This window comes from Alistipes finegoldii DSM 17242 (genome assembly GCF_000265365.1).
Lineage (GTDB): Bacteria > Bacteroidota > Bacteroidia > Bacteroidales > Rikenellaceae > Alistipes > Alistipes finegoldii.
On record NC_018011.1, the window covers coordinates 3,160,818 to 3,187,711 of the forward strand.

The 26,894-nt window shown below is 59.8% G+C and carries 24 protein-coding genes; 16 read left to right on the top strand and 8 right to left on the bottom strand.

Annotated features, from left to right (window positions below; genetic code table 11):
• Positions 1-49 precede the first annotated feature (49 nt).
• The 5 genes from ALFI_RS13610 (at position 50) to ALFI_RS17505 (ending at position 7,510) form a co-directional block, all read left to right on the top strand.
• Positions 50-1,870: a CocE/NonD family hydrolase gene (locus ALFI_RS13610; RefSeq protein ID WP_014776240.1), complete on the top strand. Its 1,821-nt coding sequence runs from the start codon at positions 50-52 to the stop codon at positions 1,868-1,870.
• 159 nt (positions 1,871-2,029) lie between these two features.
• Positions 2,030-2,794, top strand: a complete 765-nt coding sequence (locus ALFI_RS13615) for a nitrilase-related carbon-nitrogen hydrolase (RefSeq protein WP_014776241.1) — start codon at positions 2,030-2,032, stop codon at positions 2,792-2,794.
• A 349-nt stretch (positions 2,795-3,143) separates the two neighbouring features.
• Complete coding sequence (gene uvrA, locus ALFI_RS13620; RefSeq protein ID WP_042494156.1) at positions 3,144-5,966, top strand: excinuclease ABC subunit UvrA; 2,823 nt, start codon at positions 3,144-3,146, stop codon at positions 5,964-5,966.
• Positions 5,967-6,030: 64 nt separating this feature from the next.
• Positions 6,031-6,573 (top strand): DUF4251 domain-containing protein, encoded by a 543-nt coding sequence (locus ALFI_RS13625; RefSeq protein ID WP_009598015.1) that lies wholly within the window; start codon positions 6,031-6,033, stop codon positions 6,571-6,573.
• Between the two features lies 1 nt (position 6,574).
• Positions 6,575-7,510: a hypothetical protein gene (locus ALFI_RS17505; protein WP_014776243.1), complete on the top strand. Its 936-nt coding sequence runs from the start codon at positions 6,575-6,577 to the stop codon at positions 7,508-7,510.
• 78 nt (positions 7,511-7,588) lie between these two features.
• Here the strand turns inward: ALFI_RS17505 and ispF are convergent, their stop codons facing one another.
• Complete coding sequence (gene ispF / locus ALFI_RS13635; protein ID WP_014776244.1) at positions 7,589-8,071, bottom strand: 2-C-methyl-D-erythritol 2,4-cyclodiphosphate synthase; 483 nt, start codon at positions 8,069-8,071, stop codon at positions 7,589-7,591.
• A 221-nt stretch (positions 8,072-8,292) separates the two neighbouring features.
• Here ispF and ALFI_RS13640 point away from each other — a divergent pair, with 221 nt between their 5' ends.
• Entirely contained in the window at positions 8,293-9,744 is a 1,452-nt protein-coding gene (locus ALFI_RS13640; protein ID WP_014776245.1) for an aminoacyl-histidine dipeptidase, read from the top strand.
• A gap of 59 nt (positions 9,745-9,803) precedes the next feature.
• On the opposite strand, the gene ALFI_RS13645 is transcribed toward ALFI_RS13640, so the two are convergent.
• The gene (locus tag ALFI_RS13645) at positions 9,804-10,319 is read right to left on the bottom strand and encodes a DUF4251 domain-containing protein (RefSeq protein WP_009598010.1); all 516 of its coding nucleotides are present in this window, start codon (positions 10,317-10,319) and stop codon (positions 9,804-9,806) included.
• A gap of 62 nt (positions 10,320-10,381) precedes the next feature.
• On the bottom strand, positions 10,382-10,996 hold the full coding sequence (locus ALFI_RS13650; protein ID WP_014776246.1) for a hypothetical protein: 615 nt from the start codon (positions 10,994-10,996) through the stop codon (positions 10,382-10,384).
• A 254-nt stretch (positions 10,997-11,250) separates the two neighbouring features.
• Between ALFI_RS13650 and ALFI_RS13655 the strand changes: the two genes are divergently transcribed.
• The 5 genes from ALFI_RS13655 (at position 11,251) to obgE (ending at position 17,341) form a co-directional block, all read left to right on the top strand.
• Positions 11,251-13,701: a TonB-dependent receptor gene (locus ALFI_RS13655; protein ID WP_014776247.1), complete on the top strand. Its 2,451-nt coding sequence runs from the start codon at positions 11,251-11,253 to the stop codon at positions 13,699-13,701.
• Between the two features lie 90 nt (positions 13,702-13,791).
• Entirely contained in the window at positions 13,792-14,898 is a 1,107-nt protein-coding gene (gene ald / locus ALFI_RS13660; protein ID WP_014776248.1) for an alanine dehydrogenase, read from the top strand.
• A 302-nt stretch (positions 14,899-15,200) separates the two neighbouring features.
• On the top strand, positions 15,201-15,521 hold the full coding sequence (locus ALFI_RS13665; protein WP_014776249.1) for a hypothetical protein: 321 nt from the start codon (positions 15,201-15,203) through the stop codon (positions 15,519-15,521).
• The gene (locus ALFI_RS13670) at positions 15,508-16,173 is read left to right on the top strand and encodes an ATP-binding cassette domain-containing protein (protein WP_014776250.1); all 666 of its coding nucleotides are present in this window, start codon (positions 15,508-15,510) and stop codon (positions 16,171-16,173) included. Before ALFI_RS13665 ends, ALFI_RS13670 begins: the two co-directional genes overlap by 14 nt.
• Before the next feature lie 154 nt (positions 16,174-16,327).
• The gene (gene obgE, locus ALFI_RS13675; RefSeq protein WP_014776251.1) at positions 16,328-17,341 is read left to right on the top strand and encodes a GTPase ObgE; all 1,014 of its coding nucleotides are present in this window, start codon (positions 16,328-16,330) and stop codon (positions 17,339-17,341) included.
• Here the strand turns inward: obgE and ALFI_RS13680 are convergent.
• Genes ALFI_RS13680 through serB form a run of 3 tightly spaced genes read right to left on the bottom strand, consistent with a single transcriptional unit; the run spans position 17,271 to position 20,072 of the window.
• Positions 17,271-18,101, bottom strand: a complete 831-nt coding sequence (locus tag ALFI_RS13680; protein ID WP_014776252.1) for a DUF5689 domain-containing protein — start codon at positions 18,099-18,101, stop codon at positions 17,271-17,273. The two genes, obgE and ALFI_RS13680, sit on opposite strands and share 71 nt — an antisense overlap.
• Positions 18,079-18,843, bottom strand: a complete 765-nt coding sequence (locus ALFI_RS13685) for a DUF5689 domain-containing protein (RefSeq protein WP_014776253.1) — start codon at positions 18,841-18,843, stop codon at positions 18,079-18,081. The genes ALFI_RS13680 and ALFI_RS13685 overlap by 23 nt, the downstream gene beginning before the upstream one ends.
• An 8-nt stretch (positions 18,844-18,851) precedes the next feature.
• The gene (gene serB, locus ALFI_RS13690; protein WP_014776254.1) at positions 18,852-20,072 is read right to left on the bottom strand and encodes a phosphoserine phosphatase SerB; all 1,221 of its coding nucleotides are present in this window, start codon (positions 20,070-20,072) and stop codon (positions 18,852-18,854) included.
• Between the two features lie 95 nt (positions 20,073-20,167).
• Between serB and ALFI_RS13695 the strand changes: the two genes are divergently transcribed.
• From ALFI_RS13695 to ALFI_RS13710, 4 genes are all read left to right on the top strand, one after another.
• A complete protein-coding gene (locus ALFI_RS13695) occupies positions 20,168-21,091 on the top strand; it encodes a mechanosensitive ion channel family protein (protein WP_009598016.1) in 924 nt (307 codons plus the stop codon).
• Positions 21,092-21,102: 11 nt separating this feature from the next.
• On the top strand, positions 21,103-21,555 hold the full coding sequence (locus ALFI_RS13700; protein WP_009597954.1) for a hypothetical protein: 453 nt from the start codon (positions 21,103-21,105) through the stop codon (positions 21,553-21,555).
• A gap of 21 nt (positions 21,556-21,576) precedes the next feature.
• Positions 21,577-21,981 carry a DUF5606 family protein gene (locus ALFI_RS13705; protein WP_009598040.1) on the top strand — a complete coding sequence of 135 codons (405 nt, stop codon included), beginning with the start codon at positions 21,577-21,579 and terminating at the stop codon, positions 21,979-21,981.
• Between the two features lie 131 nt (positions 21,982-22,112).
• Complete coding sequence (locus tag ALFI_RS13710; RefSeq protein ID WP_014776255.1) at positions 22,113-22,607, top strand: methylglyoxal synthase; 495 nt, start codon at positions 22,113-22,115, stop codon at positions 22,605-22,607.
• 14 nt (positions 22,608-22,621) lie between these two features.
• Here the strand turns inward: ALFI_RS13710 and dusB are convergent, their stop codons facing one another.
• Together dusB and ALFI_RS13720 are read right to left on the bottom strand one after the other, a co-directional pair.
• Positions 22,622-23,644 carry a tRNA dihydrouridine synthase DusB gene (gene dusB / locus ALFI_RS13715; protein ID WP_014776256.1) on the bottom strand — a complete coding sequence of 341 codons (1,023 nt, stop codon included), beginning with the start codon at positions 23,642-23,644 and terminating at the stop codon, positions 22,622-22,624.
• The gene (locus ALFI_RS13720) at positions 23,641-24,927 is read right to left on the bottom strand and encodes a hemolysin family protein (protein ID WP_014776257.1); all 1,287 of its coding nucleotides are present in this window, start codon (positions 24,925-24,927) and stop codon (positions 23,641-23,643) included. Before ALFI_RS13720 ends, dusB begins: the two co-directional genes overlap by 4 nt.
• Before the next feature lie 141 nt (positions 24,928-25,068).
• Between ALFI_RS13720 and argS the strand changes: the two genes are divergently transcribed.
• Entirely contained in the window at positions 25,069-26,850 is a 1,782-nt protein-coding gene (gene argS / locus ALFI_RS13725) for an arginine--tRNA ligase (RefSeq protein WP_009598030.1), read from the top strand.
• The last annotated feature ends 44 nt before the right edge of the window (positions 26,851-26,894 follow it).

Here is a 26,894-nt window from a genome sequence, read left to right on the forward strand (position 1 = left end):
ATTGCGGAAAAAAGCGTACCTTTCGGACACTAACCGAAAACTCCCGACCATGAAGCTGCGCCTATTTTCCGCACTCCTGCTCGCAGGATTGCTCACGGCGGCCGCGGCCTTTGCCCGGCAGCCCGTCGATGAACTGTACGACAAGGCCGAATACCGTATCGCGATGCGCGACAGCGTGAAACTCTATACCGCGGTCTATACGCCCAAAACGGATGCCAAAGCCCCCATCCTTATTTTCCGCACCCCCTACGGCTGCGCTCCCTACGGTCCCGGCGAGTTTCCCCGCGGCTTCGGAAGCGGCTATATGCGCAGTTATATCGACCGCGGCTATATCGTCGTCATGCAGGATGTGCGGGGCCGCTTTATGAGCGAGGGCGAGTTCGTCCATGTCCGCCCTGCGGGATACGGCGAAACGGACGAGACGACGGACAGCTACGATACGGTCGAGTGGCTCGTGAAACATGTGCCGCACAACAACGGCAGGGTAGGTTTCGCCGGCAGTTCCTATCCGGGCTTCTACGCCATGATGGGCGGTCTCTGCACCCATCCTGCGGTGAAGGCCGTTTCGCCGCAGGCTCCTGTCACCGATTGGTTCATGGGCGACGACGTCCGCCACAACGGCGTGCTGATGCTCACCGACTCCTACCGTTTCCTGAGCGGCATGAACACCCCTCCGGGCCATACTCCGACCGAAAAGATGCCCCCGATGTCGAAGCGGACCCGCCCCGACGAGTGGTCGTTCTTCCGGGAACATGCGACGCTGGCCGAACTTACGGAACTTCAGCGTCCCAATCCTTTCTGGGAAGAGCTTGCCGAACACCCCTCCTACGACGCATGGTGGCAGGCGCGCGACCTGCGCAGGGCCTGCTACAACGTACAGCCGGCCGTGCTGGTCGTCGGAGGGACGTTCGACGCCGAGGATTGTTTCGGGGCGTGGAACCTCTACCGGGCCATGGTCCGGCAAAGTCCCGCAACGCCGTGCCATCTGGTCGTGGGACCTTGGGCGCACGGAGCATGGCGCAACGGCAGCGGAAAACTCGGAGCGTTCGATTTCGGGCGCGAAGCGGCGTGGGAATACTATATGGAGCATTTCGAACTCCCTTTCTTCGACCATTACCTCAAGGGCGAGGGCGCCGCGGACCCGCTTCCCGCCGCCGCGGTTTTCTCGTCGGGCGACAACCGCTGGCATGCTTTCGACCGCTGGACGCCGCGCGAAGCGCGTAAGCTCACCTTCTACCTCTCCGACGGCGGACGTCTCGAAACCCGCCGCCCGACGGCCAAAAGCTCCGCCTCCGCCTATACGTCCGATCCGGCCGATCCCGTGCCCTATATCGAATCCTTCGGCGAACGCCGCCCCAAAGAGTATATGCTCACCGACCAGCGCTTCGTGTCGGACCGTTCCGACGTGCTGACCTTCGTCACCGAGCCGCTCGACGGGGATATGACCCTCGCGGGACCCGTCGATGTCGAGCTGGAGGTGATCCTTTCGACCACCGACGCCGATTTTGTCGTCAGGCTGATTGACGTTTTCCCCGACGACGATCCGCAGTCCGGCTGCCGGATGCTCGTGCGCGGCGACGTGATGCGGGGGCGTTTCCGCGACGGGTTCTCGCGTCCCAAAGCCTTTACGCCGGGCGTTCCGGCCCGCGTGCCGTTCCGCATGACCGACATCGCGCATACGTTCCGCGCCGGACACCGGGTGATGATTCAGGTGCAGAGCACATGGTTCCCGCTCGCGGAGCGCAGCCCCCAGCAGTTCGTCGATGTCTGGACGTGCGGCGCTTCGGATTTCGTGCCCTGCAAAGTCTCGGTGCTGCACCAGCGGAGCAACGCTTCGTCCGTTACCGTGTGGCGGCTTGAAGAAAGCTGATCCGGTTCGCCGCTCTGTTCCGGCTTACGCCGCGCCGCGTCGGTATGCGCGGATCGCATGAAATTTGCGGGATGTCTTACAGGATGTCCCGCTTTTTTCTTGCAAAAAGTGCAAACTGTAAGAAAATTTCATATATTTGTTACAAAAGAGAAGTTTCCTATGAAAATACGCGTAGCTATCTGTCAGGTCGATATGGAGTGGGAAAACACCGCCCGGAACCTGAAACGTCTGGAGCCGATCGTGGCCGCGGCCGATGCCAATGTCGTCGTGCTGCCCGAAATGTTCGCCACGGGATTCAAACTGCGTCCGTCCTGCGTCGCCGAACCGGCCGACGGGCTGGTCGTCACGACCATGCGCCGCTGGGCAGCGCAGTACGGCAGGGCCGTCGTGGGCAGTGTCGTCGTCGCCGAGCAGGAGCGGTTCCGCAACCGGATGTTCTTCGTCAAACCTTCGGGCGAGACGGCGTGGTACGACAAACGCCATCTGTTCCGCCCCGGCGGCGAAGCGCGCGACTATACGCCCGGCGACCGACGCGTGATCGTCGAATACATGGGCTTCCGCTTCCTGCTGCTGGTCTGCTACGACCTGCGCTTTCCGGTGTGGAGCCGCAACCGGGGCGATTACGACGCTATTCTGTGCAGTGCCTCGTGGGCCGACGACCGGCGCGAGGTGTGGCGCACGCTGCTCCGCGCCCGTGCCATCGAGAACCAGTGCTATCTGGCGGGCGTGAACCGTGTAGGTACGGATCCCGACGCAAGCTATGCGGGCGATTCGGCGCTGATCGACTTCGCCGGCCGTACGCTGGCCGACGCCGGCGACCGCGAACGGACGCTGACCGCCGAATTCGACTCCGAAGCTCAGGCGGCCTTCAAGGAGAAATTCCCCGCATGGATGGATGCCGACGACTTCGAACTGAAGTGCTGAGGCTCTGACGGCTTTCCGGTCCCAGCTCCGTCCTGCCTGTCCGCGGCTCCGCTGTCTTTCGGAACCCCGGCTTGGATTCTCGCAGTTCCTCGGCGTCCGGGCCTGCTTTTTCTCGGAGTGCCGGGCCTGTTCTTCCTCGGCATCCGGACCTGCTGTCTCTTCGGAATTCCGCCTTGCTTTTCTTCGTATTCCGGCTCTGTCTTTCCGGCAGTTGCGCCGCATCTTGTCCCGGCCGAATTTTCTTCCGTTCGTTTTGTTTTGCGCCGCATATGTCGTATCTTTGTACGATATTCCCGCCGGAAAAATCCGCTCCGCTCAATAAACGGAGCTTCCGGTGCGTTTAATTACGATGATGAAAGAAGATACGATCAAAATACTGGGCGCACGGGTCCACAACCTCAAGAATGTCGATCTGGAGATTCCGCGCCGCAAACTGGTTGTCATAACGGGTCTTTCGGGTTCGGGCAAATCGTCGCTCGCGTTCGACACGATCTACGCCGAGGGGCAGCGTCGCTACATGGAGACGCTCTCGATCTATGCGCGTCAGTTCGTGGGGACGATGGAGCGTCCCGACGTGGACAAGATCACGGGTCTCAGCCCCGTGGTGGCCATCGAACAGAAGACGACCAACAAGAATCCCCGTTCGACCGTCGGCACGGTTACCGAGATCAACGACTTCCTGCGTCTGCTCTATGCGCGCGCGTCGCGCGCCTATTCGCCCGTCACGGGCGAGGAGATGGTGCATTACACCGACGAGCAGATCGCCGAGCTGATCATGACGGGCTTTGCCGGACGTAAAATCGCCCTGATGGCTCCCATCGTGAAGGGCCGCAAGGGCCACTACCGCGAACTGTTCGAGTCGCTGGCTAAGAAAGGATATATCTATGCGCGCATCGACGGCGAGATCCGCGAGATTTCGGCCGGCATGCGTCTCGACCGCTATAAAATCCATACGATCGATCTGGTCGTGGACCGGCTCGTCGTGGCCGAGGACGCCCGCGACCGCGTGATGACTTCGCTCAGGGAGTCTATGCGGCAGGGCAAGGGCACGATGGCCGTTTACGATTACGGCACCGAGCAGCAGCGCTTCTATTCGCGCCATCTGATGTGCCCCTCGACGGGCGTGGCTTTCGAGGACCCCGCGCCGCATACTTTTTCGTTCAACTCGCCGCAGGGCGCCTGTCCCCATTGCAACGGTCTGGGCGAGGAGGCGGTGTTCGACGTCGGGAAGATCATTCCCGACATGAAGCTTTCGCTGCGCGAAGGGGCCGTCGAACCGCTGGGCAAGTTCCGCAACAACATGCTTTTCGCCATCCTCGAAATGCTGGGCCGCCGTTATGACTTCACGCTCGACGACCCCGTCGGCACGCTGCCCGAAGCAGGTCTGAACGCTGTTCTCTACGGCGATTCCGAGCCGCTGCCGATCAACCTCTCGGAGTTCAGTTCGTCGGGCGGCAACCACCTCGTTTCGTGGGAGGGCGTCGCCGAATACATCGGCCGCACCGAGGACGACGACTCCAAACACGGCCAGAAGTGGCGCGAGCAGTTCCTCGTCTACCGCAAATGCTCGGTCTGCGGCGGCACGCGCCTGAAAAAGGAGGCCCTGCAGTTCCGTATCGGCGGCCTGAGCATCGCCGACGTTTCGGCCATGTCGATTTCCGAATTTTCGGAGTGGGCCGCCCGTATCGAGGAGCATATGACCGACAAGGAGTGGAAGATCGCGCAGGAGGTCGTCAAGGAGATCCGCGAACGCCTGCGCTTCCTGATGGACGTGGGGCTGGGCTACCTGTCGCTCTCGCGGTCGTCGCGCTCGCTGTCGGGCGGCGAGAGCCAGCGCATCCGGCTGGCTACGCAGATCGGCTCCAAACTGGTCAATGTGCTCTATATTCTCGACGAACCGTCGATCGGCCTGCATCAGCGCGACAACCGCAAACTGATCCGCAGTCTCGAAGAGTTGCGCGACGCGGGCAACTCGGTGATCGTCGTCGAACACGACGAAGACATGATGCGCGCCGCCGATTTCATCGTCGATGTCGGTCCCCGCGCGGGCCGCAAGGGCGGCAATATCATTGCGGCCGGAACGTTCGATGACATTCTCAAATCCGACTCCATCACGGCCGATTACCTGACGGGCCGCCGCCGCATCGAAATTCCCGAAACGCTCCGCAAGGGGACGGGCCAGAGCATCGTGATCCGCGGAGCCAAGGGCAACAACCTCAAAAACGTGACCGCCGAATTCCCGCTGGGCAAGTTCGTCTGCGTCACGGGCGTCAGCGGTTCGGGCAAATCGACGCTCGTCAACGAGACCCTGCGGCCGATCCTCTCGAAGGAGCTTTACCGCTCTTTCGCCCAGCCGCTGGAGTATGACAGCGTCGAGGGCCTCGAACATGTCGACAAACTGGTCGTCGTCGATCAGTCGCCCATCGGCCGTACGCCGCGCAGCAATCCGGCGACCTATTCCAATGTCTTTTCCGACATCCGCAAACTCTTTGAAATGACGCCCGACGCCCAGATCCGGGGCTTCAAGGCGGGCCGCTTCTCGTTCAACGTCAAGGGCGGCCGTTGCGAGGAGTGCCGCGGTGCGGGCGTGCAGACCATCGAAATGAACTTCCTGCCCGACGTTTACGTGCGCTGCAAGGCGTGCGGCGGACACCGTTACAACCGCGAGACGCTCGAAGTCAAATACAAGGGCAAGAATATCGACGACGTGCTGAACATGACGGTCAATATGGCCGTGGAGTTTTTCGAAAACATTCCCAACATCTACCAGAAGCTCCGCGCCATTCAGGAAGTGGGACTGGGCTACCTGACCCTCGGCCAGCCCTGCACCACGCTGTCGGGCGGCGAGAGCCAGCGCATCAAGTTGGCGAGCGAACTTTCGAAGCGCGACACGGGCCGCACGCTCTATATCCTCGACGAGCCTACGACGGGACTCCATTTCGAAGATATCCGCCTGCTGCTGGAGGTGCTGAACAAACTCGTGGAGCGCGGCAACACCGTCATCGTCATCGAGCACAACCTCGACGTCATCAAGGTCGCCGACCATATCATCGACATCGGACCCGAAGGCGGAGCCGCGGGCGGCGAGATCGTCGCCGCCGGTACGCCGCATGAGATAGCCCGCTGCAAACGCAGCTACACGGGCGAATTCCTGAAAAAACTGGGACTTTAGTCACTACGCTAAGCAGTTAGGCACCGATTTTGCACTTCATAGCCGTACAAATCTTTTATGTGCTATGAAAAAAACAGTTATTATCGTCGTGGGCCTGCTGCTCTGCGTAGTCGGCGCTACCGTGATCGGACAGAAAAAGAATCTGTCGCCCAAAGAAGAGCGCCGCGAGGTGCGTGAGAAAAGACGTGCGGACCGTATCGCCAGTTTTGAGAAAACGATGGATTCGGTCATCCTTTCGCGCAATTTCCAGTTCAACCCCCAGACCATGCAGCGCCAGCCGGCCGGCCCCATGCGTCAGATCATGAATCCGGCCTTCAACGTCGGAGTATGGGACGGTACGGTGGACATCTGCCTGCCTTACATCAAAGGCTACGTGCCGCCTTACTACGTCATGATACTCAACTATACGGTTCCCAACGTGCAGGGATATACGACCGAGCAGACCCACGAAGGCTGGATGGTGACCTTCTCGACTTCGCTCTTCTCGGCTTCGACCTATACCTTCACCTTCGAGATCTTCACCCGTACGGGCGGCGCCAACCTGACGATCACCAATCCGTGGTACAACCCCGTGGAGTACTCCGGAAGCATTTCTCAGCTCTATTAGTATGAAATCCGGGTTGCAAAGCCGGACGGGGTTCCGCACCCCGTCGCCGGAGGGCAGGGCAGTGCGCCGCGCCGCCGTGCCGGCAAGTCCGGAACGTTTCCGGCGGCATCCTGCGGAAGACCGCACGCCGGACGCTGTGCCGGAACCGCAGGAATGCAGTCCGCAGTCAGAACCCCCCGCTTCGGCGGGGGCTTTTGTCCTGCGGCGGTTGAAAACAGGCCGGGCGCTCCTCTGCGCGGCGGCTCTTTTCTGGCTGATGCCGGTCGCCGCCCAGTCTCCGCAAGCGGCTGCACCGTCTCCGCAAGCGGCCACCCAATCTCCGCAAGCTTCATCCTCTCCGCAGGTTCCGTCCTCCCCGCAGTTTTCGCTGGGCACTTCGGCCGTGGACAGCGTGCCGCAGACGACCGTGGTTCCCGTCCAGCAGCAGCCCGTGCAGCTCGTCGAGCACACGACGGTCTATGAAGACCCAGCCCGCGGCATGACCCGCCCCGAACGCCGGGCCTACCGGGCCAGACTCTATGCGCAGAAGATCGACTCGCTGGTGCAGTCGCGCGACTACATGTTCTTTCCGAACAGCATGCAGGAGATTCCCGGCGGCCTTATCCGCAGCATCTATGCCGACTACTTCTTTTTCGGCATGTTCGTCGATCACGTCGAAATCCACCTGCCTACCGAACGGGGCGTTACGCAATACGTCGAAATGCTCAATTTCGACTCGATGTCGATCCGCAGTTATCAGGCCGCGCGCTTGCAGTGGGGGTGGTGCATCTCGTTCGATGTCGCCGACGGCAATAGGGTCTATCACGCCGAATTTGCCGTTTCGACGGCTACCGGCGAGACGGTGCTGACGCTGCTGACGCCCGACGTTACGATGCGTTACGTCGGCTGGCTGTGGAACAAGCGGATGGGCGATCCGAAGTTCCGGCGGATAGACTGACGCCGGCGGAAAATCCCGGAACAGGCGGAGCGGCCCCGAAAAGCCGCTCCGTTTTTTTATTCGCCAAGCCGTTTTGGCTCAGCTTTTGTAGATCAATGCCACGGCCGAGACGGAAACTCCCTCCTCGCGCCCTTCGAAACCGAGATGCTCTGTGGTCGTAGCTTTGACCGACACCCGGTCATCGCCTACGCCCATTGCACCGGCCATTGCGGCGCGCATCGCGTCGATATGGGGCCGGAGCTTGGGCCGCTGCATCCGGATCGTACAATCGACATTCCCGATTTCGTATCCCCGTTCGCGCAGCAGCGCCGCAACCCTGCGGAGCAGAATTTTCGAATCTATTCCCGCGAAGTCGTCCGACGTGTCGGGGAAGTGCAGCCCGATGTCGCCCAGCGCCGCGGCGCCCAGCAGCGCGTCGCATACGGCGTGTATCGCCACGTCGCCGTCCGAATGCGCGACGCATCCTTTCGTGTGGGGAATCTCGATTCCGCCCAGTACCAGCCGCAGGCCGTCCGCCAGCGCATGCACGTCGTATCCGTGTCCTATCCTGAAATCGGTCATATGGTCTCCGTTTTTTTGCGTAAAGATAATCGAACCGGCATGTAAAAGCAAATTTATTTGCCCGCCGCGTTTCCGCTGCAAAAAACAGGACCTGAGATACCGAAAATTGCGCTGTTTTTAATATCTTTGTAAAAAATACCCTCGCTCTGCGGAGCCGGATTCGCAGAACGTTCCGGAAATCCGGCGGGGGATGAAGAACGGACTTTAATTTATCATAGGATATGTCAGCAATTACCAATCTGGAACCCCGCATCGTCTGGGAGCAGTTCGACGCCATCACACGGGTTCCGCGCCCCTCGAAGAAGGAGGGCAGGATCATCGAATTTCTGGTCGATTTCGCCCGGAAGCACAATCTCGAATACAAGAAGGACGCCATCGGCAACGTGGTGATGCGCAAGCCCGCCACGCCGGGCTTCGAGAACCGTCCGACGGTTATCCTCCAGTCGCATATGGACATGGTCTGCGAGAAGAACTCCGACGTGGAGTTCGATTTCGACCGGGACCCGATCCGCACGCGCATCGACGGCGGGTGGGTCAGGGCCGAAGGCACGACGCTCGGCGCCGACTGCGGTATCGGCATGGCCGCCGCGCTGGCTGTCCTGATCGACCCCTCCGTGGAGCACGGCCCCGTCGAAGCGCTCTTTACGGTCGACGAGGAGACGGGCCTGACCGGAGCCTTCGAGCTGGGCGAAGATATGCTTACGGGCAAATACCTCGTCAACCTCGATTCGGAGGACGAGGGCGAGATCTTCATCGGCTGCGCCGGCGGCATCGACACGGTCGCCACGTTCCGCTATACGATGGAGGAGGCTCCGAAAAACTACGCCTTCTTCCGGGTTGATGTCTCGGACCTGCAGGGCGGACATTCGGGCGACGACATCGACAAGGGCCGCGTCAATTCCAACAAGACCGTCGCACGTCTGTTGTGGGACGGCATGCAGAGCTACGAGCTGAAGCTGAGCTGGTTCGACGGCGGCAACCTGCGCAATGCGATTCCCCGCGAGGCCTATGCGATCTTCGGCGTTCCGGTCCGGTTCAAGGATGAGTTCATCAAACGCTACAAACTTTTCGCCGCCGATCTCGAAGCCGAGTTCCGTCTGCGCGAACCCAACTTCAAGATCACGCTCAACGAAATGCCGCAGGTCGATCGGGTGCTCGACGCCCGGACGCAGTTCGGACTGGTCTATTCGCTGGTGGGCGTGCCCAACGGCGTGATCGCCATGTCGTTCGCCGTGCCGGGGCTGGTCGAGACCTCCACCAACCTCGCTTCGGTCAAATTCGTGGGGGACGACCGCATCGTCGTCACCTCGTCCCAGCGGTCGTCCGTCGAGAGCGCCAAGACCTATGTAATGCAGATGGTCGAATCGGTATTTGCGCTGGCCGGAGCCGATGTCGCTCACTCCGACGGCTATCCGGGCTGGACGCCCGACCCGCAGTCGGCCCTGCTCGCAAAGACGGTCGATGCCTACAAACGGCTGTTCGGCGCCGATCCCAAGGTCCGTGCGATTCATGCCGGACTGGAGTGCGGCCTGTTCCTCGAAAAATATCCCGAACTGGAAATGGTCTCGTTCGGCCCGACCCTGCGCGGCGTGCACTCGCCCGACGAACGGCTCGAAATCGCCACGGTTCCCCAATTCTGGGACCTGCTGCTCGAAGTGCTTAAAACCGTCTGATTCCGACGATTATGTTATTCGAACCGGGAGACCCTTTGAAAAGGTCTCCCGGTTTTGTGTCATTCGGTCGCCAGCGGGTATACGTATCCTTTGAAATTAACAATATTTTGTCCGGAATGTCCTCTATTGATATTAACAAAGCATTGATTCGTATTTTTATATAATATAATTATTAGTTCTCTGTCCTGCCATTTCTCAGCACCTTTAATTAGCATATGAAATTGTATGTCGCCGTTCTTTTTGGCTGAACCTTTCGTTATTTCGGCATTATCGCTTTCCGTATTCCGGTTCGAGGGAATCTGGGATGGAAAATCCTGTGACATCCGGATAACGGCGTGACTGCCTTGCATGGATACATAGCTGTTCGTGGAATTGACCGGGGCCTTGTCCGACGGAAAATGGAACTCGTCGATTTTAATGATAAAATTCCGCTCTTCCAGTGCTTTCAAAGCCTGCGTATAAAGTACCTCTTCCGCTGTGCTTTTACCGGGGGTATTCCCGCTCTTTTGTGCCGCACAGCCTGCCAGTGCCATAATCAGTATAATTATAGACAGCGGTTTTAATATGGTTTTCATAGTTGGAATGGTTTAATCGGTATAAACTGCCCAACATAATTGATTGAGCAGCTCATGTGGTATTATCTGCATGTCGCAAACGCTTTCACGGCGGCTTCGCTGGCATCAAGTATCCCCGAACCTTTAAATCCCGTTAAGTTTCGCCCTTCGTTGAGTAGAAATCTTGTGTATTCTCTTTCTACGGTTGTCGAATTGTGGTATTTAGGATAGAGAATCCGCACGGTCCGATACCATGCGTATTCGACTGCTTCCGCATAGCCCGGTGTCAGTCTGTATTGCGAGGAATTTCTAAGTTCGTTGTAATACTTCATGGCACAGGGGGTCTCGTACCACGGCTCCGGTGCGAATTTCGGAAATTTTCCATTAGGTAATTCGATTCGGTTATAATCAAATCCCGCACCACCACCTCCTCCCGTGTCGAATCCTACGGTGTTCTTAATGTAATCGGCAAATGTGAGAATCAAAATACCGTGACTATCGCTGTATTCTTCTTTACATCCGGGTCTGCCACAATGACTTTGCCAACCCGCATTTAGATCGAATCCGCATTTGGAATCTGGACAGGTCCAATGGAATGCACTGGATCTTGTTGCGACCACGTCATCCGGAACTGTCCGATCGACGGTCAGATCGTCATTACTGCAATTGCTCGAAAGCAATCCGCTACCTGCAACCATAAAGGCTGTAAAGAAGTTTTTTTCTGAATTCTGAAAGTTTTTTCATAGGAAATAAGTGTAAGTGGGTGGTGAATATTATACAAGCTATTCATTAACTTTATGAGCAATATAATAAAATAAATTGAAACAAACTAATAATAAATTGATTATTTTTTTATCGAACCGTCCTTTTCGGCGTCAAATACCATCAGTCTGAACATCGCTGCTGCAAACACTTCGGTTTTTTATTGGGAAAGTAACAAAATTAGTTATATTTGTATTCCGAAAAGTCGCTGCGCATGATCCCGAAATACGGTTGTCTGCTGCTCGGTCTGCTCACCGTATGCGGTGCCGCGGCCCAGCATCCCGATGACGAATATTACCCCTATGCCGCCCGGCAGGAGGAGCGTACGCCGCTTCTGCTGACCGACTCGACGCTGTTTTACCGCGCCGTGCAGACGACTTCCGACCTCTATGCCGAACATACCGCCTTCAACCTGCCTTATGTCTCCGTGAAACGCCGGGGCCTGAATTACCGCGACGAATCCGCCTCGGTCGGGGTTGTACGGCTTTCGTCTCGGTATTTCGGGGCGATGCGCCTGTTGGGGGCCGATGAAGTCCGCTATGGCGGTCTTGCCGCGGCAGACGGCACGACGGGCGGTCTCGGCGGCCTGCGTTTGTTCCGTTTTGCCGACGATTACCCGCAGGCGTCGCGCTATGCCGCCGTCAGTTTTACGGACCGCAACTATCTGGCCGGGACGCGGTTGTCCGTCACCGAACCGCTCGGCCGCGGCTGGAGCGGTACGACGGCTCTCGACGCCCGTACGGGGCGCGACATGCACGTCGAAGGCGTCTTCACCAATGCGCTGACTGCGAGCCTGCGCGCCGCGAAGCGGTTCGGCGACGATCACAACCTGAGCCTGACGCTCATCGTTCCGCCCTCGGTCCGGGGTACGCGTCTCTCCTCGGCCGAAGAGGCGTTCCGGCTTACGGGCGACCGGCTCTATAACCCCGCATGGGGATTCCAGCACGGCAAGGTTCGCAATTCGCGTGTGCGGCGGGAGTTCGTGCCGCTGGCGGTCGTCTCCTACCGGGTGCCGGTTTCGCAATCGACATCGCTTGCCGCCGATTTCGCTGCGGAATACGGCATGCGCAAATACAGTGCGCTGGGATGGTACGACGCCCGTACACCGATGCCCGACAACTACCGCTACCTGCCCGGTTATACCGGCGACCGCGAGACCGAACAGGCGTGGCGGGCCGGCGACGCGCGCTATACGCAGATCGACTGGGACGAACTGATCGCCCAGAACCGCATGGCGGCGGGCCATGCCGTCTATGCCCTCGAAGACCGCGCCGAGCGGCTCGGCGACCTGAACTTCAGCGCCCTGTTTACGACTGCGCTCGACGCCCGGCTGACACTGCGTTACGGCTTGGTTCTCCGCCATGCGCGGTCGCGCAATTACAAGCAGATGCGCGACCTGCTGGGTGCGGAGTATATCACCGACATCGACCAGTATCTGGTGGACGACGATACCTACAGCAACCTTCTGGAGAACGACCTGCGGCGCCCCGGCCGTACGATCCGCAAGGGCGGCAGGTTCGGCTACGATTATGCGCTGACGACGCGCCGGGCCGATGCGCGGCTGCATGCCGAATACCGCTCCGACCGCTTCCGCGCCGATCTCGTTCTTTCGCTGGGCGCCGCCGCAGTCTGCCGCCGCGGGTATTACGAGAAGGAGCTTTTCCCCGGCGCGCAGTCGTACGGCCGTTCGCGCCGGGTGCGGTTTACGCCCTATACCCTCAGGGCGACCGCCGGCTGGGCCTTCTCGCCCCGCAGTTACCTCGAAGCGTTGGCCGCCGCCGAAGCCGTGCTGCCCGACGCCGCGGACCTTTTCTATCAGCCGCAGTACAACAACCGCGTCATCGACGATCCCTGTCCCGAACGCCGTTATGCCGCCGAAATCAATTACAGCCGTACGGGCGAAACGCTGACCCTGCGGCTCTCGGCCTATCTCTTGGCGATGTTCGACGGCGTCGAGACCCGCCGTTACTACGACGACATGGCGGGCGTGTTCTGCGACATGGCCGCGACGCGGATCGGACGCATGGCCTGCGGCGTCGAAGCCGCCGCCGACATCCGGCTCTCTTACCGTTGGAGTTTGTCGCTCGCCGCATCTGCGGGGCGTTACAAATTCATCCGCAACCCGCGGATAACCGTGATCTCCGACGTCGATAATTCGGTCGTGGACGCCCGTGCCGTGAGCCACTTGAACGGTTGCACGCCCGGCGGCGCGCCGCAGCTGACGGCCTGCGCCGAACTGGGTTACTTCGGCCCGAAAGGATGGGGATTCAAAACTTCGGCGGGGTACGCCGGCGCGCGTTACGTCGAACCGTCGCTGCTTCGGCGCACCGAGCGGATCGCCCGTCAGGGCGGCACGACGCGGGAGATGTTCGACGCCTTCACCCGCCAGCAACGGCTCGGCGACGCCTTTACCCTCGACGCGGCGCTTTTCAAAACCTTCTGGTTCGACCGTTCGCGGCTGACGGCGTCGTTGATCCTGCGCAATCTGCTGGGCGACGGCGACACCGTTTACAGCGCTTACGAGTCGCAGCGCGTGCGCCGCATCCGTTCGGGCGACACGCTCTGCTATGCGCCCCATGCGACGCGCCTTACCTATGCCTATCCCCGTTCGTTCTATCTTACAGTCTCTTACCGATTTTAAGACGTAAGTAAAAAAATGGCCGATTTTTTTGGATTTCGACATGGAATTCGTAACTTAAAGGTCGAAAAACCATTAAAACTTCAAAATTCCATGATTATCGGTATTCCCAAAGAGATCAAGAACAACGAGAACCGCGTTGCTCTCACCCCCTCCGGCGCTCAGGAGCTGACCAAACGGGGTCACAAGGTTTATGTGCAGGCTTCGGCCGGTGTGAACAGCGGTTTTGCCGATGATGCCTATACGGCGGTAGGGGCGGAGATGCTTCCCACGATCGAAGACGTCTACGCCCGCGCCGAGATGATTATCAAGGTCAAGGAGCCGATCGCACCTGAGTACAGGCTGATCCGCAAGGACCAGCTGGTCTTCACCTTCTTCCACTTCGCCAGCAGCGAACCTCTCACCCGCGCCATGATCGACAGCGGGGCGGTGTGCTGCGCCTACGAGACCGTCGAACGGGCCGACCGCTCCCTGCCGCTGCTGATCCCGATGTCCGAGGTCGCGGGCCGCATGGCCACGCAGGAGGGCCGCTACTTCCTTGAGAAACCTCGCGGCGGCAAGGGCATTCTGCTGGGCGGCGTTCCGGGCGTGAAACCCGCCAAGGTCTTCGTCATCGGCGCAGGCGTGGTCGGCACGGCCGCGGCGCGTACGGCCGCCGGAACGGGAGCCGACGTCACGATCTGCGATATTTCGCTGCAGCGTCTCACGTACCTTGCCGACGTGATGCCCAAGAACGTCAAAACCCTGATGTCTTCGGAATACAACATCCGCGAGGAACTCAAGCACGCCGATCTGGTCGTCGGCTCGGTGCTGATTCCGGGCGCCAAGGCTCCGAAGCTCGTCACGCGCGATATGCTGAAGGAGATGGAACCCGGCACGGTGATGGTCGACGTGGCCATCGACCAAGGCGGCTGCTTCGAGACGTCGCGGCCTACGACGCACGAGGACCCCGTCTATTATGTGGACGGCATCCTGCACTACTGTGTGGCCAATATTCCGGGGGCGGTGCCCTATACTTCGACGCTGGCGCTCACCAATGCGACGCTTCCCTACGCCATCCAGCTGGCCGACAAGGGGTGGCGGCGGGCCTGCCGGGAGAACCGCGAACTCGAACTGGGACTCAACATCGTGCAGGGCAAGGTGGTCTACAAGCCCGTCGCCGATGCATGGGGACTCGACTACGAGCCGCTGACGCTGTAGTTTCCGCCGTGCGATTTTTGCTGCGTGATTTTCGCCGTGCGATTTCTGCCGTGCGATTTCTGCCGTGCGATTTCTGCCGTGCACTTACTCCCTACGGCGGTTGCGCCGCATCCGTCCGTCTCGTATGCCGTCGGCAAGGCGCCGGTCCGCCCGGCGCCGCAGTTTACGGGTCCTGCGATCCGGCGGGGCGTGGCGCAGCGTCGTTCGTGCGGCGGGCCGATTCGGACGGCCGTGTGCAGTTTTATTCGTTCAAGGATACGGAGAAGTCCTGCTTCTCCGTTTTTTATGCGTATATTTGAACGATGATCCGCCAACTCCTGCTCATACTCCGTTTTTACTACTCGGCCATGTTTTTCTTCTGCGCGGCGGTGAGCGTGGCGCTTGCGTGGCTGGTCAAGGTGCACGGTCCGGAGATCATTCCGATGTGCATGCTCGGCAAGGCGGCGGTCTATCCGCTGTATCTCTATGTCTGGATCGTACAGCGTTACGGCGATGAATTCTTCTATTACCGCAATCTGGGCGTCCGGCGGCGCGAACTGCTGGGCGTAAGCTGCGCCGCGGACTTTGTCTTGTGCTGCGTATTGTTGAAACTGACGGCCCTGTTCCTGTATGAACCCCTCTGAAAAACATACCCTCGAAATCGACTCGGTCGAATTGTCGTTCGGCGACCGGCGTATCCTTTCGGGCGTATATCTGGCGGTCGAGACGGGCGGCGTCTCTGCCGTTCTGGGCCGCAACGGCTGCGGCAAGAGCTGTCTGATGAAGATTCTCTGCGGCTCCCTGCGGGCCGGTTTCCGGTCTATGCGCATCGACGGCGTGTGGCACGACCGCTTCCGGGCCGACGAAGTGCGTTACCTGCCGCAGCAGGGTTTCATTCCCGGCTGGCTGACGCTGGACCGGGTGCTGCGGGATTACGACACGACGCGCGGCGACCTGCTGAAATGGTTTCCGCTCTTCGAAAAACTGTTCGGAACCAAGATTTACGCGATGTCGGGCGGCGAACGGCGGATTCTGGAGTGTTACCTGATCCTGCGCAGCCCCACGCGGTTCATACTGCTCGACGAGCCTTTTTCGCAGGTTGCGCCCCTGCATGTCTCCGCGCTTAAGCGACTGATCCTGCAGGAGCGGGCGTCCAAAGGCATTCTCCTGACCGACCATATGCACCGCCACGTCACCGACCTCGCCGACCGCCTTTACGTCATGGCCGACGGCCGGGCCTACCTCGCGCAGGGCGAAGAAGACCTCGTCAGATACGGTTATCTGACGCATTTATAGCGATTGTGCGGCCGGCCGATTTGTTTTTGCGCCCGGCTTGCACTATCTTTGCCGCAAACAAACTCCGGCTTAGACAGGCTGCGCTCCGGCATAGCCCAATGAATTTGGCTTTGCGCCCGGCTTGCACTGTCTTTGCACCCCAATACGGCACATTATGGCAGGATCGAATTTTGTAGATTACGTAAAGATATTCGCCCGTTCGGGTCACGGCGGAGCCGGCTCGGCGCATTTCCGCCGCGAGAAATTCGTGGCTTTCGGCGGTCCCGACGGCGGCGACGGCGGCAAGGGCGGCAGTATCGTCCTGCAGGGCGACAGCCAGTACTGGACCCTGATCCACCTCAAATACCAGCGTCACCAGTTCGCCGAGGACGGCCAGTGCGGTTCGGGCGCCCGTTCGTCGGGCAAGGACGCCAAGGACATCGTGATTCCCGTGCCGCTGGGTACGGTTGCGAAACGGATCGTCACGCAGGAGGACGGCACGGAAACCGTCGAGACGGTGGGGGAGGTTACCGCCGACGGAGAACGGCTGGTGCTGCTGCATGGCGGCCGCGGAGGTCTCGGCAACTGGCATTTCAAAAGCGCCACCAACCAGACGCCGCGCTACGCCCAGCCGGGCGAAGAGGGCGACGAAGGGGCTTTCATTCTCGAACTGAAGGTGCTGGCCGACGTGGGACTGGTGGGCTTCCCCAATGCGGGTAAGAGTACGCTGCTCGCGGCTGTTTCCGCCGCCAAACCCAAGATCGCCAACTATGCCTTCACCACGCTCGAACCCAATTTGGGCATCGTGGAGGTCCGCGACCATAAATCGTTCGTCATGGCCGACATTCCCGGCATCATCGAGGGGGCGCACGATGGCCGCGGACTCGGCACCCGCTTCCTGCGCCATATCGAGCGCAATTCGGTGCTGCTGTTCATGATTCCCGCCGACAGCGACGACGTCCGGCGCGATTACGAAGTCCTGCTGGGCGAACTGACGCAGTACAATCCCGAACTGCTCGACAAGGAGCGTCTGCTGGCCGTCACCAAGTGCGACATGCTGGACGAGGAGCTGATCGAACAGATGAAACCCCACCTGCCCGAAGGCATTCCCTCGGTCTTTATTTCGTCGGTTTCGGGGCTGAATATCGCCCGGTTGAAGGATATGCTCTGGGAAGCCCTGCAGCGTTAGCGAATTCGACGCGCCGCTCCGAGACACGGAGCGTGTATTTCCCGTTGAAATAGTCGATAATTCCATATACGGAACCCGTGCCCTGCGGTACGGGTTCCGTTGCGTATGCGCATGTCCCCAGCGTCCGGACCCGGAATGTCCGGCCTTGGGCGTCGGTCAGCGTCCGTTCGGAGGTCTGCGGTTCCGAGGTCTCCGGATCGGTGTCGCACCACGGCCCCGCTTCGGTGAACCGTACTCCTTCGAAACATACGTAGGTGTCTGTCTGCCGGGGGCCGATGGCGTCGAACGTACATACGGCCGGCCGCGGCCGGCGGTCCTTGTCCGGATTGCGGCGCAGATAGCGTCCTAGCTCTTCACGCGGAATCCGCCCTACGCCGTAATCGCCGTCGGGCGCGACTCCGAGCTGAATCTTGCCGCCGTAATCGCCCAGCGTAAGCCCGTTGCAGAAGATGGTGACGGCCGCTCCGACCGGGTAGTCGAAAGCGAGTCGGGTGCCGTCGATCAGGACCGAAATCCCGCCGCTGGCATCCTCGACGACGAGCGTCTTGTAAAATTCGCCGTAGAAATCGTTGCCCGTGACGACGCCTTCGAGCGTGATGTCCTCCGTTACGGCGACGCTGTTTGCGGTGCAGCGCGCCTTGAGGTCCGCAATGGTGTGCACGCCGCCGGGAGCGCCGCCCTCGAACGAGAGTTTCGACGTCCGGTCGCAGGCCGCCAGCAGCAGGAGCGCCAGCAGTTTAATACATGCAGTCGTTTTCATTGCGGAGTTTGAGCAGGTAACGGCCTTTGCCGGCGTCGTCGTATTGCAGAATGCCCGTGAGCGAACAGCTCTTTCCGGCGGGGACCTCTTCGCCGGCGAACCCGGCGTAATTGCGGACATAGGTGTATATTTCGGCTCCTCCGGCGTCGGTGAAGCGTTTGTACCCCGCCCATGTACCGGGCGTAAGGTCTTCGGGCGTGTAACTCAGGCCGTCGATCCGCACCAATGTCCCGCACCGCTTCGGCGTGAGTTCCGCAATCGTCAGCAGGGCGGGTGCGACCGGCTGCGGGGCTTCGCCGGTGCGACTTGCGGCGGCGTCCAGCGCGGCTTTCGAGCCGAGGTAATCCGTTGCGAAGCCGCTTCCCGCTGCGGGTTTCCGCCCGACCTGCAATATGCCGCGGCTTTCGCCCAGCGCCAGCCCCTTCAGCCGCAGCGTGACGCGGCTTCCCGGCGGAAAGTCGTTGTGCAGATGGTCAATACCCGCCATTACCTCAAGTCCCGCTCCATCTTCCTCGACGCAGAACGTGCGGTAGAAGTTTTCCTCCGCATCGCTGGTGTTCACCCGGCCCGACACCACCACGTCGGTCGCAATCACGAACGTCGTCCCGGCGTACAGTTGGCGCAATTGGGCGATGGTCGCCGTCGCCGGTTCCGGCTCCTCGCCGCCGCTCCGTTCCCCGAACCGGGAGTCGTAACATCCGGTCAGCAGCAGAAAGGCGCATAACAGCGGCAGGCGTCGCATAAGCTCCGTTATTCGATGCGTGAATCCTTCAGGCCGAGGAAGTAGAGGATGCCGTCCAGTCCGATGGTCGAGATCGACTGCCGGGCGGTGGCCTTCACTTTGGGTTTGGCATGGAAAGCGATGCCCAGACCGGCGAGATTGAGCATCGGCAGGTCGTTGGCGCCGTCGCCGACGGCTACCGACTGGGCGATGTTGATCTCCTCGAACTGGCAGAGCAGGCGCAGCAGCTCGGCTTTGCGGCGGCCGTCCACCACCTCGCCCACGTAGCGGCCCGTGAGTTTGCCCTCCTCGATTTCCAGCTCGTTGGCATATACGTAGTCGAATCCGTATTTCTGGCGCAGGTAGTTGCCGAAGTAGGTGAAGCCGCCCGACAGAATGGCCGTCTTGTAACCCACGCGCTTGAGGATGGTCATCATGCGCTCCAGCCCTTCGGTGATGGGCAGGCTGCGGGCGATCTCCTCCATGACCGAGACGTCGAGACCCTTGAGCAGGGCCACGCGGCGCGAGAAACTCTCGCGGAAGTCGATTTCGCCGCGCATGGCGCTGGCCGTGATCGCCCGCACCTCTTCGCCGACTCCGGCGCGTTCGGCCAGTTCGTCGATCACCTCGGTCTCGATCAGCGTCGAATCCATGTCGAAGCAGATCAGGCGGCGGCTGCGGCGGTAGATGTCGTCCTTCTGGAACGAGACGTCGAGACCGATCTCCGAGAGATTCATGAATCCCTCCTGCATGGTGCTGCGCTCCTCGTCGGTGAGCGACCCGCGCACCGAAAGCTCGATGCAGGATTTGGCCGCACGGTCGTCCTCGCTGAGCGGGATGCGGCCCGTCAGACGCTTTATGGCGTCGATGTTGAGTCCGTGTTCGGCCACGACGCTGGTCACCTCGGCGATATGCCGCGCCGTGACGGTGCGTCCCAGCAGGGTTATGATGTATCGGTTTTTGCCCTGACGGCCTACCCAGTCCTCGTATTTCCGCTCCGCAATCGGCGTGAAGCGGATCATCACGCCCAGCTCCGAAGCCTTGAACAGCAGCTCTTTCATGATGTTTCCCGACTTGTCGGACGTGGTCTTGAACAGGATGCCCAGCGTCAGCGACTGGTGGATATTGGCCTGACCGATGTCGAGGATGAAGGCGTCGTAGCGCGCGAGTATTTCGGTGAGCGAAGAGGTCATTCCCGGCTTGTCTTCGCCTGAGATGTTTATCTGGATAATTTCAACGTTGTTCTGCATCGTTTCCTGTTTCCTTTTGGTAAATTCGTAGACAAAGTTAGTAAACTTTCTTTTTTTTGGTTATTTTTGCATGATAAACTTAAAAATCGGACTTTATGTGGTCTTTTCTCGTGCCGTTTTTTACGGAAACGCCCGAAGCGCCTTTGATTCTGCCCGACAGCGTGCAGAAAGCCAATCTCGCCGAGGCGGTGAATAAAATCATCCATCTGGACGTGGGCGACATGCTGCGCTCTCTGCTTTCCGAATCCGTCTGGATACTGGTGAAGATCCTGATCGCGCTGGCCATCTATTTCATCGGCCGCTGGATCGTGCGCCGCATCGTGCGGCTGCTCGACGCCGCTTTCGAGCGCCGTCAGGTGGACACTTCGCTCCGCTCGTTCCTGCGCAATACCGTCAAGGTGGTCTTCACGCTCATCCTGCTGATGATCGTCGTGCAGACCCTCGGCGTCAACGTCACTTCGCTCATCGCCCTCTTCTCGGCCGCCACGCTGGCCATCGGTATGGCCCTGAGCGGCACGGCCCAGAACTTCGCGGGCGGCGTGATGATCCTGCTGATGAAACCTTACCGAGTCGGCGATTTCATTTCGGCGCAGGGCCAGTCGGGCACGGTGCGCGAGATCAAACTCTTCTCGACGGTCATCACCACCGGCGACAACCAGACGATTTATATTCCTAACAATTCCATTGCCACGGCGATCATCGACAATTATTCGACCTCCGAGACGCGCCGCGTGGACTGGACGATCGGCATTTCGTACGGCGACGACGTCGATGCGGCGCGGAGGGCGCTTCTCGACCTGCTGGCCGCCGACAGCCGTGTGTTGACCGACCCGGCTCCCGTGGTGTGGGTTGCGGCGCTCGCCGACAGCTCGGTGAACCTTTCGGTGCGCGCATGGGTGAAAAACGCCGATTATTGGGACGTGTTTTTCGAGAACAACGAAAAAATCTACAAACTGCTGCCGCTCAAGGGCATCAGCTTCCCCTTCCCGCAGATGGACGTACATGTGAAACAAAACTAAGTGAGGAGTATATGAAAAAATTATTGTTTGCCGCAGCCGCAGTCTGGCTGCTGGCCGCCTGCAACAAGGAGCTTGGTCCCGAATACGAGACGCCGCCCGTTTTCGACGAAGTGACTTTCACGACGGCGACGCAGCCGGACAAAATCACCGAACCGGTGAAGGTGGACGAGGTCGTGTGGGTGAATGCGACGGTATCCTGCCCGTACAAGGTCAAACAGGTGTGGCTTGCCTACTTCGTGGACGGCGACGAGTCCAATGTGGTGACGACTACGCCTTTCAATTACGACGCCACCACCGTTACGTTCAGGGAGCGGATTCCGGGACAGAAGGCCGGAGCGAAAGTGTCGTTTCAGGTGCTTACCCGTTCCGATTATGTCTTCATGTGGACCCAGACGTATACCTATAAGGTCGAGGGCGGCGAAGACGAAGAAAAGCCGAATCCCGACCTGCCGGACGAAAACTAATTTTTATCAGAGATATCGTTTATGGAATTAAAAGAAATTCTGGCCATTTCGGGCCAGCCCGGACTTTATAAATACGTGGCGCAGTCCACCAACGGCGTGATCGTCGAATCGCTGCTCGACGGCAGGCGGATGAACGCCTCGGCGTCGTCGAAGGTCAGCTCCCTGACCGAGATTTCGATGTTCACCGAAGGCGAGGACATTGCGCTGGCGGACGTCTTCACCAAAATCTATGCGCATACGGGCGGCAAGGAGGCCATCAGCCCCAAGGAGGCGCCTGAGAAGCTGAAAGCCGCTTTCGCCGAGGTCCTTCCCGAATACGACCGCGACCGGGTGCACGTATCCGACATGAAGAAGTGCTTCGCGTGGTACAACATTCTGGTCAGGGCCGGTTTTACGGAGTTCAAACTCCCGTCCGAAGCCGAATAGAAAAAGTCCCGCTCTCGGAGCGGGACTTTTTCGTTGTATCCGGTGTGATTCCGGCTTTTTTCATGCCGCCGAATTCGCGGTTTATATTATCTTTGTGCAATAGCGAAACAAACATTCAAGCAACTGACATTATGGAACGAAGGACGAAAGTGCTGGCATTGGTTGCCCACGACAACATGAAGCACGATCTGGCCGAATGGGTGGACTGGAACAGCAAAAAACTCAGCCGTCACCATCTGGTCTGCACGGGTACGACCGGCAAGATGGTCGAAAAAACGCTGCGCGACCACCGGGAAGAGTACGAGGGTGAGGAGGAGATCGAAGAGCTTCCCGATCTGAGGATCACGCTGCTCAAATCCGGTCCGCTGGGCGGCGACCAGCAGCTGGGTTCGCTGATCGCCGACGGCAAGATCGACGCCCTTATTTTCTTCTGGGACCCGATGTCGGCCCAGCCGCACGACGTGGACGTCAAGGCCCTGCTGCGTCTGGCCACGCTCTACAACGTGCCGACGGCCATCAACCGTTCGTCGGCCGATTTTCTGATCTCTTCGCCGCTTTTCGAGGACGATGGGTACGTACCCGTCGTCAAGGACTACAAAGCCTATGTCGAGCGCGTGCTGAAATAGGGTGGCGCGCCGTTTTACAGGTCGTGCGACAGCGGGGCGGGAACCGTCCCGCTTACGTCGAAGTCGCCCCAGCGCCGGGCGATCGAGTCGAGTGTGTCGAACAGTTCGGGGATGTCGAGCGACGTGACGAGCTTCAGGCGCGTCGGCTTGAAGTCGGGCAGTCCCTTGAAATAGTTGGACAGATGGCGGCGCATTTCGAGGATGCCCACGAATTCGCCCTTTACTTCGAGCGACTTGCGCAGATGCTCCTTGGCGATTTCGACCCGTTCGCACACCGACGGCTGCGGGAGCACTTCGCCCGTGGCCAGATAGTGCTTCACCTCGCGGAATATCCACGGCCGGCCGTAGGTCGCCCGGCCGATCATCACGCCGTCCACGCCGTAGCGGTCGAACATCTCCGCGGCCTTCGGTCCCGAATCCACATCGCCGTTGCCGATGATCGGGATCTGTATCTGCGGGTTGTTCTTCACTTTGCCGATCAGCGTCCAGTCCGCTTCGCCGCGGTACATCTGGGCGCGTGTGCGGCCGTGAACGGTGAGCGCGGCGATGCCCACGTCCTGCAAGCGCAATGCGATCTCCTCGATGTTCTTCGACTCCTCGTCCCAGCCCAGCCGCGTTTTGACGGTCACGGGCTTGCGCACCGCCTGCACGATCCGGCGCGTCATCTCGACCATCAGCGGCACGTCGCGCATCATGCCCGATCCGGCGCCGCGCCCGGCGATTTTCTTCACCGGGCAGCCGAAGTTGATGTCTATGATGTCGGGACCGGCCGCTTCGGCCATGCGGGCCGCTTCGACCATCGGTTCGATCAGGTGGCCGTAAAGCTGGATGCCCACGGGACGCTCCGCCGCGTCGATTTCGAGTTTTTTGAGCGACTTGGCCGCGTCGCGGATCAGCCCGTCCGACGAAATGAATTCCGTGTAGACCACGTCGGCCCCGAACCGCTTGCACATGTAGCGGAACGAAGGGTCGGTCACGTCTTCCATCGGCGCCAGCAGCAGGGGCTTTTCGCCGAGTTCTATATCAGCTATTTTCATGGGTTCTGGTTCGTTTTTTCCGATGTTTCGCAGGCGAGGATCTTGTCTATGCGGGCGCCGTCCATGTCGACGATCTCGAACGTGAAGGTGTTCCACCTCAGTTTTTCGCCCGTCTGCGGAATATGCCCCAGCTCGTCGAGGATCAGGCCGCTGAGGGTGTTGTAGAGGTTGTTCGGGTAGACGTCCTCCAGCCCGTAGCAGACCAGAAAATCGTAAAACGGGCACTGCCCGTCGATCAGGCAGCTGCCGTCCTCCCGGTGAACGATGTCCGGCTCCTCCCGCTCTTCGGGAATCGAGCCTACCAGCGCTTCGAAGATGTCGTGCAGGGTGACGATGCCCTGCGTCACGCCGAATTCGTCGCAGACGATGCCGTAGCCGACCTGCTCGCTGCGGAGTTGTTCCAGCGCGGTGTACACTTGGGTCTCCTCGTGGAAGAATTTTGCCGGACGCAGTATGGATGCGACGTCGAAATCCTCCTCGCCGATGTGCGTGAAGAGGTCCTTGAGGTATATCACGCCGGCCAGCCGGTCGAGGTTGCTGCGGGCGGCGGGGTAGAGCGTGTGGGGTTCCCTGCCGACCAGCTCGCGGATCTCTGCGGGCGTCATGGCGGGGTCTATCCATGCGATTTCGCTGCGGTGCGTCATGATCGAACCCACCTTGCGGTCGCCGAGCGAGAATACGCGGCCGACGATCTGCTGTTCGACGATCTGCACCTCTCCGTCTTCGGTTCCCTCCTGAATGATCGACTTGATCTCCTCCTCGGTGACCTTGCTCTCCGTATCCCGTATTCCGAGCAGGCGGGCGATAAGCTCGATGCTGCGCGAAAGCAGCCATACGAAGGGCGACGTCACCTTGGCGAGCACCTGTATCGGCCGTGCGACGAGTATGGCGACCCGTTCGGCGCTTTTCATGCCGATGCGTTTGGGCACCAGCTCGCCGAAGACGATCGTGAGGTAGGTTACGACGATGACGATAAGTATCTGGGCGACCGGAACGGCCGTGCGGAGCGGCATGCCCAGCGATGCGAGCATCGCGCCGAAGCGGCCGGCCAGCGCTTCGCCCGAATAGATACCCGTCAGGATGCCGATCAGGGTGATGCCTATCTGAATCGTGGAAAGGAATCTGTCCGGGTCCTGAGCCAGCTGGAGGGCTTTGGCGGCCGCCTTGTTGCCCTGCTTGGCGCGTGCCGTCAGGTTCGAGCGGCGCGCCGAGATCAGCGCGATTTCCGACATTGCGAAAAGCCCGTTGAGCAGGATCAGCAGGATAATGATGATGATTTCCATGAAAAGCGTGTAATGTAGCGGCAAAGATAAGCATTGTTTGGAATTTCGGGGGCGCCGCGGCCGCAATTTGTGAGAATTATGGCTTTGCGGGATTGGTTATTAGCCGAAAAACGCTAAATTTGCAGGCAAATCTTTTGTGTTATGAATATTGAAAACTTTATTTCGGATGCGGTCCGCCGTTCGGTGGAGGCGCTTTACGGTCCGCTCGACGGCGAACAACTGCAGATTCAGAAGACCCGCAGGGAGTTCGAGGGCGATTACACCCTCGTGACGTTTCCGTTGCTGCGACGAAGCCGCAAGTCGCCCGAAGCCACCGCGACCGAGATAGGCGAATATATGACGGCCAACGTGCCGGAAGTCAAGTCGTTCAACGTCATCAAGGGTTTCCTGAACCTGACCCTCGACTGCGCGTTCTGGGCCGCCCGTTTTGCGGAGATCGCCGCCGACGCGAACTTCGGGCAGGCTCCCGACACGGGACGTACGGTGATGATCGAATACTCGTCGCCCAACACCAACAAACCCCTGCATCTGGGCCATATCCGCAACAACCTGCTGGGTTACTCCGTGGCGCAGATACTCAGGGCCAACGGTCATAACGTCATCAAGGCCAATCTGGTGAACGACCGCGGCATCCATATCTGCAAGTCGATGCTGGCTTGGAAGCTTTACGGCAACGGCGAGACACCCGCTTCGTCGGGCATGAAGGGCGACCACCTCGTCGGCAAATACTACGTCGAGTTCGACAAGCATTACAAGGCCCAGATCAAGGAGCTGACGGCGCAGGGCCAAACCGAGGAGGAGGCCAAGAAAAACGCCCCTGTGATGCTCGAAGCGCAGGAGATGCTGCGCAAATGGGAGGCCAAGGACCCCGAAGTCTATTCGCTCTGGGAGACGATGAACGGCTGGGTGTACGAAGGTTTCGACGTGACCTACAAGGCGCTGGGCGTCGATTTCGACAAAATCTATTACGAGTCGCAGACCTACCTGCTGGGCAAGAGTCTCGTCGAGGAGGGACTCCGCAAGGGCGTGTTCTACCGCCGCGACGACAATTCGGTCTGGATCGACCTTACGGCCGACGGACTGGACGAGAAACTGCTCCTGCGCGGCGACGGCACCTCGGTCTACATGACGCAGGACCTCGGCACGGCTTACCGCCGCTTCGAGGAGAACAGGCTCGACGACATGATTTATGTCGTGGGCAACGAGCAGAACTACCATTTTCAGGTGTTGAAGCTCATCCTCAAGAAACTGGGCTATGCCGACTGGAGCGACCATATCACGCACCTTTCCTACGGCATGGTGGAGCTTCCCGAAGGCAAGATGAAGTCGCGCGAAGGCACGGTGGTCGATGCCGACGACCTGATCGCAGACATGGTATCCACGGCCCGCGAGATGTCGGACGAGCTGGGCAAGCTCGACGGCTGTACGGAAGAGGAGGCCGACGCCGTTTCCACGATGGTCGGATTGGGCGCGCTCAAGTATTTCATCCTGAAGGTGGACCCGAAAAAGACGATGCTTTTCGATCCGCGCGAGTCGATCGACTTCAACGGCAACACCGGCCCGTTCATCCAATATACCCATGCGCGTATCTGCTCGGTGCTGCGCAAGGCCGCCGAAGCCGGCATCGACTTCTCCGGTGCGGCGCAGGCGGATTACCTGCCCGAAGAGATCGCCCTCGTGAAATCGCTGACCGAATATCCGTCGGTCGTTGCCGCCGCAGGCGAGAACTTCGCGCCTTCGATCGTCGGCGCCTATGTGTACGAGCTGGCCAAGCAGTTCAACGGTTACTACCACGACCATTCGATTCTCAAGGAGGAGAACGACGAAACCCGCAGAATGCGTCTCCAGCTGGCTCAGCAGGTCGCCCGCGTCATCCGCAGCGGCATGAAACTGCTCGGCATCGACGTTCCGGAACGGATGTAATTCTCCGGCGCGGATGTAATTTGCCGCACCGTCCGGGCGGAATG

Coding starts and splice junctions, on each gene's coding strand:
- ALFI_RS13695 (WP_009598016.1), top strand. CDS start 20,168: ATGTGGTCTTTTCTCGTGCCGTTTTTTACGGAAACGCCCGAAGCGCCT.
- ALFI_RS13720 (WP_014776257.1), bottom strand. CDS start 24,927: ATGGAAATCATCATCATTATCCTGCTGATCCTGCTCAACGGGCTTTTC.
- ALFI_RS13710 (WP_014776255.1), top strand. CDS start 22,113: ATGGAACGAAGGACGAAAGTGCTGGCATTGGTTGCCCACGACAACATG.
- ALFI_RS13670 (WP_014776250.1), top strand. CDS start 15,508: ATGAACCCCTCTGAAAAACATACCCTCGAAATCGACTCGGTCGAATTG.
- ALFI_RS17505 (WP_014776243.1), top strand. CDS start 6,575: ATGAAATCCGGGTTGCAAAGCCGGACGGGGTTCCGCACCCCGTCGCCG.
- ALFI_RS13645 (WP_009598010.1), bottom strand. CDS start 10,319: ATGAAAACCATATTAAAACCGCTGTCTATAATTATACTGATTATGGCA.
- ALFI_RS13640 (WP_014776245.1), top strand. CDS start 8,293: ATGTCAGCAATTACCAATCTGGAACCCCGCATCGTCTGGGAGCAGTTC.
- ALFI_RS13705 (WP_009598040.1), top strand. CDS start 21,577: ATGGAATTAAAAGAAATTCTGGCCATTTCGGGCCAGCCCGGACTTTAT.
- argS (WP_009598030.1), top strand. CDS start 25,069: ATGAATATTGAAAACTTTATTTCGGATGCGGTCCGCCGTTCGGTGGAG.
- ALFI_RS13685 (WP_014776253.1), bottom strand. CDS start 18,843: ATGCGACGCCTGCCGCTGTTATGCGCCTTTCTGCTGCTGACCGGATGT.
- ALFI_RS13665 (WP_014776249.1), top strand. CDS start 15,201: ATGATCCGCCAACTCCTGCTCATACTCCGTTTTTACTACTCGGCCATG.
- serB (WP_014776254.1), bottom strand. CDS start 20,072: ATGCAGAACAACGTTGAAATTATCCAGATAAACATCTCAGGCGAAGAC.
- ALFI_RS13650 (WP_014776246.1), bottom strand. CDS start 10,996: ATGGTTGCAGGTAGCGGATTGCTTTCGAGCAATTGCAGTAATGACGAT.
- uvrA (WP_042494156.1), top strand. CDS start 3,144: ATGATGAAAGAAGATACGATCAAAATACTGGGCGCACGGGTCCACAAC.
- ALFI_RS13680 (WP_014776252.1), bottom strand. CDS start 18,101: ATGAAAACGACTGCATGTATTAAACTGCTGGCGCTCCTGCTGCTGGCG.
- ALFI_RS13615 (WP_014776241.1), top strand. CDS start 2,030: ATGAAAATACGCGTAGCTATCTGTCAGGTCGATATGGAGTGGGAAAAC.
- ALFI_RS13700 (WP_009597954.1), top strand. CDS start 21,103: ATGAAAAAATTATTGTTTGCCGCAGCCGCAGTCTGGCTGCTGGCCGCC.
- ALFI_RS13610 (WP_014776240.1), top strand. CDS start 50: ATGAAGCTGCGCCTATTTTCCGCACTCCTGCTCGCAGGATTGCTCACG.
- dusB (WP_014776256.1), bottom strand. CDS start 23,644: ATGAAAATAGCTGATATAGAACTCGGCGAAAAGCCCCTGCTGCTGGCG.
- ispF (WP_014776244.1), bottom strand. CDS start 8,071: ATGACCGATTTCAGGATAGGACACGGATACGACGTGCATGCGCTGGCG.
- obgE (WP_014776251.1), top strand. CDS start 16,328: ATGGCAGGATCGAATTTTGTAGATTACGTAAAGATATTCGCCCGTTCG.
- ald (WP_014776248.1), top strand. CDS start 13,792: ATGATTATCGGTATTCCCAAAGAGATCAAGAACAACGAGAACCGCGTT.
- ALFI_RS13625 (WP_009598015.1), top strand. CDS start 6,031: ATGAAAAAAACAGTTATTATCGTCGTGGGCCTGCTGCTCTGCGTAGTC.